General features: G+C 48.2%; 15 protein-coding genes. 5 read left to right on the top strand and 10 right to left on the bottom strand.

Annotation, left to right across the window (positions count from 1 at the left end; translation table 11 throughout):
* Positions 1–40: 40 nt before the first annotated feature.
* Positions 41–1,870 carry a polysaccharide pyruvyl transferase family protein gene (locus BMY75_RS08850; RefSeq protein ID WP_074832777.1) on the bottom strand — a complete coding sequence of 610 codons (1,830 nt, stop codon included), beginning with the start codon at positions 1,868–1,870 and terminating at the stop codon, positions 41–43.
* A 301-nt stretch (positions 1,871–2,171) separates the two neighbouring features.
* On the opposite strand from BMY75_RS08850, the gene BMY75_RS08845 reads away from it, so the two are divergent.
* Positions 2,172–2,828, top strand: a complete 657-nt coding sequence (locus BMY75_RS08845; protein WP_074832773.1) for an HAD family hydrolase — start codon at positions 2,172–2,174, stop codon at positions 2,826–2,828.
* Between the two features lie 528 nt (positions 2,829–3,356).
* Here the strand turns inward: BMY75_RS08845 and BMY75_RS08835 are convergent.
* The 3 genes from BMY75_RS08835 to BMY75_RS08825 form a co-directional block, all read right to left on the bottom strand.
* Positions 3,357–3,563: a type II toxin-antitoxin system antitoxin gene (locus BMY75_RS08835; RefSeq protein ID WP_074832765.1), complete on the bottom strand. Its 207-nt coding sequence runs from the start codon at positions 3,561–3,563 to the stop codon at positions 3,357–3,359.
* Between the two features lie 3 nt (positions 3,564–3,566).
* Positions 3,567–4,595, bottom strand: a complete 1,029-nt coding sequence (locus BMY75_RS08830) for an SPFH domain-containing protein (protein WP_074832761.1) — start codon at positions 4,593–4,595, stop codon at positions 3,567–3,569.
* A 199-nt stretch (positions 4,596–4,794) separates the two neighbouring features.
* Complete coding sequence (locus BMY75_RS08825; protein WP_074832757.1) at positions 4,795–5,769, bottom strand: DUF4003 family protein; 975 nt, start codon at positions 5,767–5,769, stop codon at positions 4,795–4,797.
* A gap of 330 nt (positions 5,770–6,099) precedes the next feature.
* On the opposite strand from BMY75_RS08825, the gene BMY75_RS08820 reads away from it, so the two are divergent.
* From BMY75_RS08820 to BMY75_RS08805, 4 genes are all read left to right on the top strand, one after another.
* The gene (locus BMY75_RS08820; protein ID WP_074832753.1) at positions 6,100–6,966 is read left to right on the top strand and encodes a DegV family protein; all 867 of its coding nucleotides are present in this window, start codon (positions 6,100–6,102) and stop codon (positions 6,964–6,966) included.
* Positions 6,967–7,164: 198 nt separating this feature from the next.
* Positions 7,165–7,884 (top strand): CpsB/CapC family capsule biosynthesis tyrosine phosphatase, encoded by a 720-nt coding sequence (locus tag BMY75_RS08815; RefSeq protein ID WP_074832749.1) that lies wholly within the window; start codon positions 7,165–7,167, stop codon positions 7,882–7,884.
* 127 nt (positions 7,885–8,011) lie between these two features.
* Positions 8,012–10,330 (top strand): clostripain-related cysteine peptidase, encoded by a 2,319-nt coding sequence (locus tag BMY75_RS08810; protein WP_074832746.1) that lies wholly within the window; start codon positions 8,012–8,014, stop codon positions 10,328–10,330.
* Between the two features lie 206 nt (positions 10,331–10,536).
* A complete protein-coding gene (locus BMY75_RS08805; protein ID WP_024858634.1) occupies positions 10,537–10,941 on the top strand; it encodes a bis(5'-nucleosyl)-tetraphosphatase in 405 nt (134 codons plus the stop codon).
* Positions 10,942–11,083: 142 nt separating this feature from the next.
* Here the strand turns inward: BMY75_RS08805 and BMY75_RS08800 are convergent, their stop codons facing one another.
* The 6 genes from BMY75_RS08800 to BMY75_RS08775 form a co-directional block, all read right to left on the bottom strand.
* A complete protein-coding gene (locus BMY75_RS08800) occupies positions 11,084–11,851 on the bottom strand; it encodes an AraC family transcriptional regulator (RefSeq protein ID WP_074832743.1) in 768 nt (255 codons plus the stop codon).
* Positions 11,852–12,144: 293 nt separating this feature from the next.
* Positions 12,145–12,831 (bottom strand): DNA alkylation repair protein, encoded by a 687-nt coding sequence (locus BMY75_RS08795; RefSeq protein WP_074832740.1) that lies wholly within the window; start codon positions 12,829–12,831, stop codon positions 12,145–12,147.
* A gap of 1 nt (position 12,832) precedes the next feature.
* A complete protein-coding gene (locus BMY75_RS08790; protein WP_074832736.1) occupies positions 12,833–13,867 on the bottom strand; it encodes a leucine-rich repeat protein in 1,035 nt (344 codons plus the stop codon).
* Between the two features lie 2 nt (positions 13,868–13,869).
* Positions 13,870–14,352 (bottom strand): hypothetical protein, encoded by a 483-nt coding sequence (locus tag BMY75_RS08785; RefSeq protein WP_074832733.1) that lies wholly within the window; start codon positions 14,350–14,352, stop codon positions 13,870–13,872.
* Positions 14,353–14,362: 10 nt separating this feature from the next.
* Positions 14,363–15,307 (bottom strand): uridine kinase family protein, encoded by a 945-nt coding sequence (locus BMY75_RS08780; RefSeq protein WP_074832729.1) that lies wholly within the window; start codon positions 15,305–15,307, stop codon positions 14,363–14,365.
* 18 nt (positions 15,308–15,325) lie between these two features.
* A complete protein-coding gene (locus BMY75_RS08775; RefSeq protein ID WP_242940211.1) occupies positions 15,326–15,628 on the bottom strand; it encodes an acylphosphatase in 303 nt (100 codons plus the stop codon).
* Between the last annotated feature and the right edge of the window lie 43 nt (positions 15,629–15,671).

Raw genomic sequence — 15,671 nt, 5'->3', positions numbered from 1 at the left:
TAGCACCAAACGTGCTATGGCTTTTTTATGTCGTTTTCTATTAGGTTGTAAGGTCTTTTATGTACCGCGCAGAGTAGAAATTGCTGCCCACCAGATAAGCACCACGCTCTATCATCTCAACAGCGTCCCCAACTTTGTCACAGCTGAATATCACAGGTTTCAGCTTCTTATCTTTAAGAAGCTCCGCAGTTTCATCAGTGTAGGTCTGTGCCACCATGGAGATAGTATCTATCCCGTATTTTTTGCACACCGCGAAGGCTTTATTACGGTACTCTTCCCGCTCCACCGGGTCGGTGGAATCTTTCAGAAAATACACTATCGTGCAGTCGCATTCCAGCGTATTCCAGAGCTTGATGTCCTTCTCCCGCTGAAAGCGTATCATCGTGCGCTTTTTCCCAAGCCCCGTGGCTTTCAGTATCTTCGCTGTCTCTTTCAGAAGAGCTTCGTGCTGTTCCTTTGGCGGTATGCCTATGTCTATCATCAGCCGCACGTTGCCCCTGACAGCAAATTCCTTTGCCACATCTTCAAAACTGCAGGTCTTGTACTTACCGTCATACCTAGCCGAAAGAAAATCCTTCTCGGGTATCCCCAGACGGCTCTGGTCGTTCATCTCAAACCCCAGCATTTTCAGGTTCTTCTCTGACCAGCTGTTAACACATACCGCTTTCAGGTCGGAAGTCAGCCGCACATCAGCCTCAAAAACAGTACAGCCGCTCTCCAGCCTGCGCTTCATCTCATTAAGATTGTTTATCGCCTTGTACTTGTGCTGTATGCCGCCCAGCCCGACTTCCATTATCTTGTCCGCCAGCTGACCCTCATACTTTTTGCCTCTCGGCTTGCACTCTTTCCATAAAAACCTTTTCAATTCCAAAGGTGCCAACATCTTGCTAACAGCCCCCGCAGACTTTCCGCCCTCAAACATCGCCCTGTCCAGCATCAGCAGAACTTTGTCCGCATTTAGTTCATCAGGCTCTATGTATCTGTCGGGAGTGCTTATCTTCTCTCCCCACATTCTCAGCTTGTCATTCCATACAAGACCCACGCAGGGCAGTCCCAGCGCACAGGAGGTTATGCAGGCGTGCATCCTCACAGCCACCACCGCCTTGAAGCCGCAGAGATACCTCACCAGCTGTCTTGCAGACCCCACCTGCGGCATCTTCTCACAGCCCAGCATCTTGCAAAGCTTCACTGCGAACTTCTCATCGCTGTCAAAACCGTTAGTGAATATCTTCCATTTCACTCCGCGCTTCGTCAGCTTTTCCGTAAGGTCTTTCCAGAAAGCCAGCATATATTCCTCGTCGATGCCCTCAGCACCGTAATCCGCAAATATATCGCCCCGAGCCACATTCAGCCCGATAACATCGCTATCCGCGGGTACCTCACGGTATACCTTATCTGCCCATACCGCAGTATCGAATACAGGCTTGACCCTCAGCCCCTTTCGGTAAGCGTACTTTTTCCTGAAAAGCTCAAAATCGTCCCTGATGGTGACAGCCTTTACCGCCTCGGAGTTCAGAGCCTTTTTCAGCCGCTGACACCTTTCGTCATTTTCGTCGTAGCCCTCAACGCCCATGGCATTCAGGAACACAGGCACATCGCATTTTTCAGCCTCGTCAACTATCTCCGAGATACGCTCGCAGAAATCCTCATGCTCATATTTGATAAGTCCGCCACCGGCGAAGATCACAGCGTCAACGTATCTTATCTGATGCAGATCACAGCTCATAATGCTGTATCTCAGGACTTTTGTCGTCTTATCAGCCCTTCCAAGAGCTTTATGCAGAAGATACTCCGTACAATCGGCAATTATCGTATCTCCGTAATTCTTGTTGGTTATACATACCAGAAGTATTTTCAATCCCCGTTCCATATCGAGATAAGCCCCCTTATGCGCGGTTTGGTGCTGACACTGCGCATATTAATTATAGCATAAGTATAACCAAAAGTAAAGATGAATTGCACAAATAATTCCATTAATATTGCTCAGTTAAATTTGCATTTTTAACATATCTTTGAAGCCCGATTTTAATAGTTGACATTGTGCTGAAATTTTAATATCATTTATTATGGATCTGAGATCATGCACTTTACTTAAAAGCTTGACTAATCGGATACGATATGATAAAATCATAAAGTAATCTAATTCTTTCACAAAAAGTGAGGTCACTGAAATGATAAACGGACTGATATTCGATATGGACGGACTTATGGTGGATACCGAAAAATTGCTCACCCGCTTCTGGCGTGAAGCCGCCGCTTTCTATGGCTGGGAAATGAAGCAGGAACACGTTCTCGGTATACGCTCTCTCGCGGGAAAATACGCAGGTCCCAAACTGCAAAAGGAGATAAGCCCCGATTTTGATTACGCGAAAGTCCGCCTTAAACGCATTGAACTGATGAACGCATATATCGAAAAAAACGGCATTGAAAAAAAGCCGGGGCTGGATGAACTTATCGCCTACGGCAAGGATAAGGGACTCCGCCTTGCAGTGGCAACAGCCACCGATAACGTCCGCACAAAGCTCTATCTGGAATCCATCGGTGTGTACCACCATTTCGACAAAGTCGTATGCGGAAATATGGTAAAAAGCTCCAAACCCGACCCCGATATCTATATCACAGCCTCGGAAGAACTGGGTCTGCCCCCAGCTGAATGTATCGCCCTTGAAGATTCCCCAAACGGAATCCGCTCTGCAAAGTCCGCAGGCTGTGTGCCGGTTTTCGTCCCCGACCTTTCCCAGCCTGATGAAGATACATCTGCGCTGATGTTTGCCTGCTGCGAGACTCTTGCACACGTTATACCGGTTATTGAGGAGCTCAATAAATAGCGGATACTGCCAAGGAAGAGAGCTTTTGGTCAAGCTTTTCGCGAAAGGCTTGCGGAGAGCTCGAGAGGCAGAGCCTCTCGGTCAAGGCACCAAAGCGACGCGGCAACAAAGCAATAAATCGAACAGCTAACTCCCGACCAAATAGGGCGCGGCAATAACAACAATATGAGCGTGGACAATTCAAACGTCCACGCTCTTTCTGTTTGCGTAAATATATTGTCGCGCCTTTTGACAGGATCGATAGTTTGCTGTTTTATTGACAGCACTCTTGCCACGTCACTATTATGCCTTGATGCGAGGGCTCTGCCTCTAACAGTCAGCTTTGCTGACTGTGTGCTCATTCGCAAGCCTGCTAGCGCGAGGCATATGCCGACACAGTCGCATAAACCGCGCGCTTTGATCCGTGGCATAGTTTGTTTGATGCACTGGTTTGCTGCCGCGAAATTCGCCCGTCTGGCGTTAGGACCTTTTCGCGAAAAGCTTGACCAAAAGCTCTCTTCCTTGGCATTTTCCGCTGGTGTGCCGTTATTATTCAAATTTCTCAACATCCAAGTCGGGTGGGGCATCTATGTCCTTGCCAACATAGCCGCCGTTCTTGCGCCGCTGCTTTACACATTCGGTCAGAAGATACTCTATCTGCCCGTTTACTGAGCGGAAGTCGTCCTCTGCCCATGAAGCTATATCGTTATACAGCTTCTCCGAAAGCCTCAGCGGTATCTGTTTTTTTGCTGCCATAACTTAGTACAGGCTGCCCGAATTTACTATGGGCTGTGCGTCGTGGTTGCCGCAGAGAACTACCAGCAGATTGGATACCATTGCAGCCTTGCGCTCGTCGTCGAGTTCAACGACGTTCTTTTCGCTGAGCTGTTCAAGTGCCATCTCAACCATGCCGACAGCGCCGTCTACTATGAGTTTTCTCGCGTCAACTACTGCGCTTGCCTGCTGTCTCTGGAGCATTGCGGCTGCGATCTCGGGCGCATAGGCAAGGTATGTGATTCTCGCCTCGATGATCTCGATGCCGGCATTCTTAACTTTTTCCTGTATCTCGTCACGGATACGCTGTGCAACTATCTCAGAAGAACCTCTCAGGCTGCCTTCATCGGCAACGCCGTCGCCTGTGGTATCTACATTAGGTGCAACATCATAAGGGTAGAGCCTTACGATATTTCTCAGTGCGGTATCGCACTGGAGGGAGAGGTACTCCTTATAGTTATCAACCTCGAATACTGCCTTTGCGGTATCAACAACTCTCCAGATAACTGCAATGCCGATCTCGATGGGGTTGCCGAGGCAGTCGTTGATCTTCTGCTTGTTGTTGTCGAGGGTCATCATTTTCAGGGAGATCCTCTTGTCTACCTTAACATAGCCTGTTGCGGGGTTGATAGCACCTTCGGTGCCTGATGCGGCATTGGTCTTTGCACCATCGCTCTTAACATCGCCGCTCTGGCGGAGCTTTGTGTTAGCCGCAGGGTTAACTGCTGTGCAGAAAGGATTTACCCAGTAGAAGCCATCGCCCTTGAGAGTGCCCTTGTACTTGCCGAAGAGGGTGAGTACCAGTGCTTCCTGAGGACGGAGTACTTTAAGACCCATGAAGCCTATCCAGCCGAAAGTAATCCAGATTCCCGAAAGGACACCTATCAGGATACCTGCGCCGCCGCCGATAGCAGGTGAAACGGGGATACCGAGGAATGCTGCGATATAGAGTATGATGAAAAGCATCATCATTCCCATGCCATTCTTTTTTGTAGAAATAATTTTCTCTGTCATAACGATCGTCTCCTTTATGTCTGTTATGTTTTTATATGTTGTTTCCTTATTGTTTATCCCGCTTAAACACTATTCTATACAACCTCAATAGTTGGCGGTATTCTTCCCCCGCCTGCGGCGGGAGAAGAATACATATTGTCTAAATACTCATTATTATACCGACGTATGAAGTGGTGTGCTAAAGGGATATACATATTGTTTAATTGGATGAAGCAGCTGCCGCACTTGAAGCTGCAATGCAGGCTATCATCGCACATTCGGCTGCCTGCTGTGCTGCCATCATGGCGAGGGTGGCTGCCTGGGAATTCTCACTGCCGCAGTAGAATGACAAAGTCAGCATGGCGGCGTGGAGAAGTCTTGTACGCTTATCGGTGCTGAGTGCGCCGTAGCCTTTCTGCTTGGAAAGGAAAGCATCTGCTTCCAGCATCGTATCAGCTATTGTTTTTACGTCACGGTCGCAGATGGAAACTGCTGCTAGTACGGGAAGTCCGTAATGCTTATCGAACTTTCTGCCTGCTTCTTTCAGGGTGTCGTACAGTTCGGTCATCTTATCAGCTTTTTCGCTATTATCGCCCTCGGTGATGGAGAAAAGCTGTGCGCAGGACTGTACTGCGTCCTTATCGGAGAATGTCTTTTTCAGTATATTGAAACACTCTTCGCAATCCTCTATCAGCTGTTCATCGCTTTTATCCGACAATGCCATAAATCCCGACATGGTGCTGTCGGCACTGTTAGTGAGGATGGGGTGCTTTTTCTTCATCATATCGTAGAGTCTTCTGGCGCGGGTGCTTATCTCCTCGGACTGTTTAGCATCGGCGTTATTGCCCAGCAAAATTGCGAGAAATGCGAGATACTCGGAACTGCTGAAATGCTTTTTGAGTATGGAATAGGTCTCCACTATCCTTTCAGCTGCGCCCTGCGGGTCGCCTGAAAGATACATCTCGGTGAGTATGGTGAGCTCGGAATGCCCTCGCAGATACGATATAGAACTGATACTCTTTTTAAGTATCTTTTTGCACTCCTTGAACTCGTCTTCATCTACCACGACACCTGCGGCAGTCAGCTTATTGGCTGCTGTGGGGTAGAAGAATGAGCTTTCAAAGCGTACTGCTTTTTTCAGTACATCGCGGTTTATGATGAACTGTGTGCAGAATTCATTGATATTGTTTTTCATAGTTTGCCTCCTGTAGTTGATCTTTTCTGTTGATATTGTTATCACTCTATATAATCTCTTTGTGATATCAAAATAATATCACATTTTCTCGAAAATGTCAATAGCATTTACCCTCGGCGTGATACGCTTTGTATGCATCAATAAAAACCATATATCCCACATCGACCCCGATATACATTTTTCACATAAACAGGTGTTAAATTTTCAGACAGCTGTCAAAATATTTTCATAAAAACTATTGAAATGCACTTCAAAGTGTGGTATAATACATAAAATCAAACAGATATCCCTCACGATTTTGAGACAACTATATAAATGGAGTGATATGTTATGAGTAGACCATATACCCTTTTTTGTGATTCGACTTGTGACCTGCCTGAGGAAAGGCTGCTGAAAATGGACTGTAAGATAATCCCACTGACATTTGAGATAGACGGTACGCCATACACTACAGCTGATATCTCGATGCAGGAGTTTTACAGACGTATGCGCGAGGACGCTTCCACCAAGACTTCCCAGATATCCGTGGGAGTATGTCAGGACGCTTTTGAGGAAGAACTGAAGCAGGGCAGGGATATACTGTATCTCACTTTTTCTTCGGGACTGAGCGGCACTTACAACAGTGCGCTTATCGCCAAAGATAATCTTACGGAGCAGTATCCCGATGCCAAGATAGTTATTGTGGATTCGCTGAGTGCTTCCTCAGGCGAGGGACTTCTGCTGATATACGCTGAGATGAAAAAGCGTGAGGGCATGGAGATAGACCAGCTTGCAAGCTGGCTGGAGGTCAACCGTTATCATATATGCCATGTATTCACGGTAGATGACCTTAAATACCTGTTCCGCGGCGGAAGAGTATCACGTGCTTCGGCTATCGCGGGTACGGTACTTGGCATAAAGCCCGTGCTGACGGTGGATAATGACGGTCATCTTGTACCGCAGGACAAAGTCCGCGGCAGAAAGCAGTCCATCAACAGGCTGGGACAGATGATAAAAGAGCGCAAGGGCAACTGCCTGAATCAGATAGTCACCCTAAGCCACGGCGACTGCATTGAGGACGCACAATACGCTGAAAATATGCTCAAAGAGATATTCGGCGAGGATACCGAGGTAGTTATGGCGTACACAGGTCCCGTTATCGGTGCCCACTCGGGTCCCGGCACATTGGCGCTGTTCTTCTGGGGCGATTACCGCTGATAATTTATAATGTATAATAGGCACTTCTGTCAGGCAACCGGCAGGAGTGTCTTTTTGCCTTGTTACGAGCTGTGAGTTCTCAAAACATGGAATATTCGGAAAAATGCTCCCATGCGTCTTTACATTTGCACAAAGTTGTGCTATACTTATAAGTTGTATGTATTCACACGGCTTATGCCGATAGACAGGAGAAAAAATATGCTGATCGATTTTCACTCGCATTTTCTGCCAAAAATAGATGACGGCTCACGCAGTATCGATGAATCCTTGCAGATACTGGATATAATGGCTAAGGGCGGTATCGATACCATTGTGGCGACTCCACATTTTTACTGCACCGAACAGTCGGTGGAATCTTTTCTGGAGAACCGCACAAAGGCTTATGAGGAGCTTGCGCCAAATCTGAGACCTGAGCACCCAAAAATACATTTTGGGGCAGAGGTCCTTTATGACCATTCCCTGGTGAATTATGAGAAGCTCCCTCAGCTGTGCATTGAGGGAACGAGCTGGCTGCTTCTGGAAATGCCCTACACCGACCTTGATGACAAGATAATCAACGGTGTGGCTTCCATCACCGAAAGGGGCGACGTAAAGGTATTTATTGCCCATATCGAAAGATACCTCAACTTCACCTCGATGAAGCGTCTTGAACAGCTTATGCGCCTTGAGGTTCTGGGGCAGATAAATGCCAAGTCCCTCACATCTTTCATGTCGAAAAGGCGCTGCATGAAGCTTATTGAGCACGGATATGTCCATGTGCTGGGTTCGGATTATCACCGTATCGGCAGAGGTGATGTTACGGTGGATATCGGTTATAATATCATAACCGGCAACAAGAAATTCGATGACTTTGCCGAATATGCCGAGGATAACGGCAGAAAGATACTGGCTGACGAACCTCTCAACAGCATAATTTAGATGTCTGATAAATGCGGGAAGTATCCGAGGATTTGGGATAGATTCATGAACTGCATTTCTTGACAAGCGTAGAAAAATCGTGTAAACTATTTAGTATATATAATATTTTTAGCGGGAGGTAATTTGAATGGATAATAACAATCGTCCCCGTGCTAGGCAAAAGAACTATCAGTCGGGGGGAAGCGGCGCTCACAGGCGCGGCAGCGGTCTCGGCAGTGGTCCTGTAGGTTCGGGCAGCGGCGGAGGAAGTTCTTCGGGCGGAGGTCCCAGCCGTGCAGCACTGGGCGGCGGAGGAACTCTGCTGATCGTTATCGCAGTAGTGGTATTCAATCTGCTGACAGGCGGCAAGGGCGGAAGCTCCTCCGGCAGCGGAAACGGCTCATCACCTGCGGGATTTGAAGCCATAGACACTTCTGGCTACACCGCTTACAACGGCACCGAGCTTGATACCACGGTGGCAGAGGGTTCTCGTGCGAAGTACACCACCATAAAAGGTGACGGCAAGGACGATGTAACACTGATGATATATATGTGCGGCACCGACCTTGAATCCAAGTACGGCATGGCTTCTTCCGATCTTGCAGAGATGGCTGCTTCAAAGTACGGCGACAACGTTAATATTATTGTATACACAGGCGGCTGCAAGGGCTGGAAGACAAAGGGTGTCAGCGACAGTGTCAACCAGATATATCAGGTGAAAGACGGCGGTCTGAAGCCTTTGGTAAAGGATGACGGCAAAAAGGCTATGACCGACCCGAGCAATCTTTCTTCCTTTATAAAGTATTGCAGCAAGAATTTCCCTGCGAACAGAAACGAGCTTATCCTCTGGGATCACGGCGGAGGATCTGTCAGCGGTTACGGCTACGATGAAAAGAACAAGTCGGCAGGTTCCATGGATCTTGCTGGCATAAACAAGGCGCTTAAAGACGGCGGTGTAAAGTTCGATTTCATCGGCTTTGACGCTTGTCTTATGGCTACTGCGGAAACAGCTCTGATGCTGGGTCAGCACGCCGATTATATGATAGCTTCCGAGGAGACCGAGCCCGGCATCGGCTGGTATTACACCAACTGGCTTTCCAAGCTGGGTGAGAATACTTCAATGCCGACAATCGAGATAGGCAAGAACATCGTTGATGATTTTGTGGCTGCCTGCGGCAAGAAATGCCCCAGTTCACAGACCACTCTTTCAGTCATCGACCTTGCTGAATTCTCCAATACAGTACCTTCAAAGCTTTCCGCTTTTGCGACTTCCGTAAGCGGCAAGATCACGGCAAAGGACTACAAGTCGGTATCCTCTGCAAGAAACAACACCCGCGAATTTGCAAAGAGTTCAAAGATAGATCAGGTCGATCTGGTGGATCTTGCAGACAAGGTTGGAACTTCCGAGGGCAAGGCGCTTTGTGATGCGCTCAAAGGTGCTATAAAGTACAACAGGACATCTGCCAGCATGACAAATGCTTACGGCGTTTCCATATACTTCCCTTACAAGAGGACATCTTTTGTTGACTCGGCTTGCAGCACCTACAGCGCTATCGGCATGGGCGACGAATACAGCAAGTGCATACGCCAGTTTGCAAAGCTTGAGACCAGCGGTCAGATAGCTGCGGGCGGCACTGGTTCTCCTCTGGGCTCCCTCTTCGGCAGCGGCAGCAGCGGTTCAAGCGGAAGTGCTGACATCATCGGCGATCTTCTGGGTGCTTTCCTTGGCGGTTCGGGCAAGAGCATCGATGGTCTTGACAGAAGCAACACCGATTTCATGAACGAATCTTCCATATCGGACAGCGACGCTTCGGAATATCTCTCGCTGAATTATTTCGATGTGAACAATCTGGTATGGGAAGAAAAGGACGGCAAGCACCTTATGGAGCTTCCCGAAAATCAGTGGTCACTGGTACAGAGCCTCGACCTGAACCTCTTCTACGATGACGGACACGGATATATCGACCTTGGTCTTGATAATATGTACAGCTTTGAGGATGGCAAGCTCCTTGCCGATACCGACAAGACATGGCTCTCCATCAACGGTCAGCCTGCGGCATACTATCACACCGATACAGTGGAAAACGGCGAGGATGATTACATAATCACAGGCTATGTTCCCGCTCTTCTCAACGGTGACAGAGTTGATCTTATACTGAAATTCACTGATGAGAACCCCAATGGTGAGGTCATCGGTGCAACTGACGCTTATGTTGAGGGCGAGACCGATACCATCGCAAAGGGCGAGATAGAGATCAAGGACGGCGACACCATCGATCTGCTCTGCGATTATTACAGCTATGACGGCGTATATCAGGACAGCTATAAGCTGGGTGAGCAGATAACCGTAAAGGGTGATCTGAAACTCAGCGATACCGATATCGGCGACGGCAGTGTAAGGCTGACTTATAAGTTCACCGATATATACGATCAGGCTTACTGGACACCTTATATCACCCTGAAATAGTAGTTAGCTACAACAAAATCATAAGCCGACAGCACGCGGAAACGCCGATGTGCTGTCGGCTTTTTGTTTACAATAATAGTTTTTTATCATAATTTTCCGGATAGGTATAGACAAATAAGGGCAAATGTGGTATAATTATTTTGATATATCTAAGGAGCTGTCCTATTGCTGCATGGGCAGGCTCGCAAAGGAAGGATGCTATAATAATGCTGCATGAAAAATCCTGTGGCGCTATTGTGTACCGCAAGTACCATGGCAACACGGAAATATTGCTGATAAAGCACATCAACAGCGGACACTGGTCTTTCCCTAAAGGCCACGTTGAGGGTGATGAGACCGAGGAGGAGACCGCCAAGCGCGAGATCTTCGAGGAGACGGGCATTGAAGTCAACCTTGATACCACGTTCCGTGAGATAGTGTCTTATTCGCCGCGCAAGGATACCCAGAAGATCGTGGTATACTTCATCGGCAAGGCAAAAAACACCGATTACCGCCCTCAGGAAGACGAGATATCCGAGATACGCTGGGTCGAGATCGACCGATGCAATCAGGTCCTCGCTTACGAGAACGACAGGAGCATCGTCAACAAGGCGAAAAAATTTATAATCTGATACAGCAAAACGAGTCCCTGCTTGCGGCACGGGGCTCGTTTATTTTTTTGATAGGGCTGCCCCCGCCGCATTAAACGACATTTTACCGATAATATCAAACTATGTAAGAAGTGGTTTGCTAAAGGGATAGTCAGATTTTTATTTACGGGAGTGCTGTGATCTCGCGGTAATGGGTGGGTGTAAGACCTGTCTGTTTTCTGAAAACCCCTGTGAAATAATCCACGGAGGAGAAGCCCAGGAGCTCGCTTATCTCGCATACACGCAGCTTTCCCGAGCCAAGTAGCTCTTTGGCGTATTCAATGCGGAATTTATTGTAGAAGCTGTTGAAGGTCATTCCTGTTTCCTGCTTGAACAGCTTGCCGAAATAATCTCGGTTGAAGCTGAAATACTCCGCGGCTGAGCCTGTGGTGGCTGTTTCGCCCTCGCTGTGTGCTATGAAATCACGGAGCTTTGATATGAACCCTGCGTTTCCTCTGTCGAGTACGGCAAAAGCCTTTTCAGCGGCGCGGCAGTACTCTTCACCCGGCTTGCCCTTTGCGGCGATACACCGTGCTCTAATAACAGCGCGGCGCAGTCTGCTGCGGGAAGGCGGCTCTGCGATGACATCACAGGCACCCATGGAGAAATATCTGCCCACACCTGCACCCTCGGTACGCGGTACTATCACAACGGCAGGAATGCCTTTTTCGGTGCATTTTCTGAGTATAACAGCTGCATCGGTCTCGGGGGGACGGTCTGTCAGAACAACTATACCTATATCGCCGTCTTCAAGTGCAGAAAGGGCTTCACGGGTATTCTCAGCTGTCTGCTCTGCCGACATACCAAGCTCGCGCCACAGTGACATGGACTTATACCTTTTCAGTCTGGCGGCATCGCTCTCCGCCAGCAGTACTTTTATTGTAGCTGTCATTTTCCTCACCTCCGTAAAAATATACATGGTCATCCCGCAGACACACCATACTATCCAACATTTTGAAAGACAGCGTCAATATTGGGCGGTATCTTTTCCCACGCCTGCGGCGGAGGAAAAGATACATCATAATTAAACGGTGCACTGATAGGATATCCAAAAAAAAATAAAAAGACGCCGTAATAATTAATTACAGCGTCCTTGCCTTACTTGTTTTATTGTTATCATTTTAACATATCCCGTCGGGATTGTCAATGTCATTTTTGCAGAAAAATACTGCCCCGAAATAAGGTCTATTTGGGCATTTTCCGCTTAAAGCCAGAAAGATAGGTCTTTCTGTCCTCGGGTATCTTAAGGCTCTCTTTCGCCTTTTGAATGGCTTTATTGCTGACCCACGGGGTGAGTTTCGCTTCGGTGATATAGGATAGCGCGACATCGTACTGCTGTGCAAGCGCTTCGGCAAAGAACCATGCCTGCATCATCTTTACGTAGTATTCCTCCGACTGCACCGAGGATACCCATTCAAGATATTCCGCTTTAAAGTGTTCACCCAGATAATGCATCATCAGCATTTTCATGCCAAATCGGGTGGTATAGCATTTTCCGCTGTTGATCCAGCGCTTTATATGGGGCAGAAGTTCCTCCTGCCTGCCTTTGAAGCTTTTTGGATTCAGCTGGTCGCAGGTCGCCCAGTTATCAACATAGGGCAGGAATTTTTCCGTTTCTTCCAGTGCTTTGTCAAAGTCCTTTATCTCGGTGACTGTCAGCGAGTGAAGCTGATTTTCATCAAAAAGCTCATGTGGCACGGCAGAAAGAAAGCTGTCGGCTTCACCGCTTTTTATCAGCTTTTTAGCAAGTTTCCTGATATCGGGAGTGCGCACGCCCAGGAATATCTCATTCGGCACATTTGGCAGAAGCTTGCTCTGGAAATCGCGGTATTCCTTATCTGCAACCGCTTCGAGCTCGTTTCTTATATCCATATCAGTAATCCTTTGGCAGACCGCAGGCTTCGCAGGTCTTTTTGAAAACGCCCTTGAAATGTCCGCCGCAGTGTCGGCAAAGTCCATGTTTTACAAGGAACTGGTCGAGCCACGGTGTTGTGGCAAAAACGTCCATATAATTATAGGGGAGCTTGCCCATATTTACATTTCTGAGGGCGCTGCACCCTGCAAATGTCCTTACGCCCGAGCCGTCGTTCTCGAAAGTTTCAATGGAAGCGGGAACGGTTATCACCGAAAGATTGCGGCATTCGGCAAAGGCGGAAGCACCAAGGGATATCACAGTGCCGGGGAGAAGTATCTCCGTCAGACCGAAACAGCCCGAAAATGCGTAAGCACCTATGGTCTTTATTCCCGGTGGGATAGTCAGTGCACGAAGCTCGCGGCAGTCGGCAAAGGCATAGCTGCCGATGTTCTTGATATTGCCGTGCAGCTTGATGGTGGTCAGTGACACACAGCCTCGGAATATATCATTTGCAAGTTCGTGTATAGCCTTTGGCAGCTTGACCGAAGCAAGCTCAGAACAGCCGTTGAAAGCCCCTGCACCTATCTGTGTGACTGAATCTGGGATATCCATAGCCGAAAGCTTAACACAGCCGTTAAAAGCGTTGGAACCTATCCTTGTGAGAGTCTGGGGAATATCCACCGCTTCAAGGGAAGTACATCCGAAAAATGCGCCCCACATACCGTTGCCTGCGCTTTGTATCTCGGTACAGCCCTCGGGAAGAACTACCCTGTGAACGTTCACGCAGTCCTTGAAAGCCTGTGCGCCGATGGCAGTTACGCCCTCGGGTACATACACCACAGGGTCGGTGCCGTTATACTTTTCAAGCACGCCTGCACGTATCTCAAATACAGGTGCATTATTCACAGGCTGTTCTTCGGGGATAAACACCTCGGCTTTCTGCATGGGTACAGCAAAAGCCGCACCGCAGCTCTGGCATACCGCAGCGGTGAGACCGCTGTCTATACGGTTAATGTCCCCGCACATAGGGCAGGCAACATCTATTTCTGTCATTTTCAACACTCCTCCGCGACCATTATTGGATAGCCGCTGATATATTTTTTCACCGCGAACGGTGCTCTGTCCGCATACGCGAATATCTGGGGTGCAAGCTCTTTAGCCACCGCCTGTATCTCGCACAGGGGTCTTGTCTGCACAACGGGACACACCGTTGAAAGTGCTATGACCCTTGTGCCGTTCAAGTCCATCACCCTGAATGGCCATATGCGACAGTCGAAAGGCTTTTCTGTGCCCATGATACAGCCCATGTCGTGATCCAGCAGTGAGCAGTAATATAAGTCCCTGTCAGGCTCTTTCTGCATTTTCAGCAGACTGTGATCTTCAAGGTCAAGAAAATCCTGATCGGGCTTGAACTCCTCAAGGATACGCTGACGGGTGCTGTTTTCTATTACAGGGGTCTCCCAGAGGTCATAGCTGTCAAAACAGCAGCAGAGCCTGCATTTTGCACATTCCTCACGGGAAAGCAGTTTACCTATCATATCGCATCTCCTAGTCCGTATATATACTTCCGCCGAGGAATTCCCTGACAAGGGTATCCTTGCCGATTAGCTCGGTGTCTATGGGGTCAACTTCCTCCAGCAGACCGAGTATGCTCTTGTACTTGTCGAAGTCCTTGTAGGTCTTGCTGGCTTCCCTCATCTTATCCAGCAGAAGTCCCTTGTATGCGGCGGGTTCGTAGCCTATGTAGGTATCCAGCGAGAATTCCTTTTCTTCCTCAGCGCGGTACTTGAAAGGCAGTATGAACCTCTCCTCACCGCGGGAAACGTTCTTGAACATATCAAAAGTCTCAGCAGGACCTCTTCCCCTTGACCTTTCATCGCGGATAAGCCTACGCATCAGCCTTATCATAGAGGGATGTACCAGCGCACCACTGCTCAGTTCGATACGGGTGCGGACACTGACGTACATACATCTTGCAAATTCCCCCGCGCCGCCTGTTACCTGCGGATTGAGAGCGTGTATGCCCTCAAAAACGATGATATCGTCCTTGCCGCGCTTGAAGAGGAAACCGTCGGAAGATGATTGTTCAGCAAAATTGAATTTGGGTATCATTACCTCCTCACAGCGGGATATCTTCTCCATATGATCGTTGAGCTTGTTGATATCTATCCGCATGGGAGATTCATAATCGGGCGAGCCGTCCTCGTTTACAACGTGCTCAAAAAAGCCCTTGGGCAGAAAATAATCGTCCATTGATATGGTGTGGGTATGTATGCCCATATCATCCAGCATATTATCTATTTTAAGCGCCGTGGTGGTCTTACCCGAGCCCGAGGGACCCGCAAGAAGGATTATGGGACGCTCACGGTGTTCGTCAGCTATCCTTTCAGCTGCACGGCGAAGTTTCTTTTCGTACTTTTCATTACATTCCGCTATGAATCCGCTTTGCTCTGCTACTTTGCTGTTAAGTTTATTTATGTTTATTTTTTTCATGGTTCGTCTACCCCGTTTTCATCGTATAATAAACATGGAATCGCCCTCAGGAGGGATACGCTTGACATCCATGCTTTCAATGCGTATAAATGTGCCGTTATCTATTTCCATAAGTGTACTGTCCACATCGGCTTCAGTGCCTTCAAATTCAGCCTCGACAGTGCCGTCGTAAAGATTTTTCACCCAGCCTGTCACACCATAATGCTGAGCGGCATGGTAGGCGGTAAATCTAAAACCCACGCCCTGCACACTGCCGTGAAATATTATATGCTTTCTGATCTTTTCCATTACCTGCACCGCCTGTCCTACTGCAAAAAACATAAAACTAAGATAGCTATATTATAACATTTTTGTGCAGATTTGT

The organism is Hominimerdicola alba, from assembly GCF_900109655.1.
In the GTDB taxonomy this organism is placed as follows: domain Bacteria; phylum Bacillota; class Clostridia; order Oscillospirales; family Ruminococcaceae; genus Hominimerdicola; species Hominimerdicola alba_B.
This window is presented reverse-complemented; position numbering and strand designations above follow the sequence as displayed.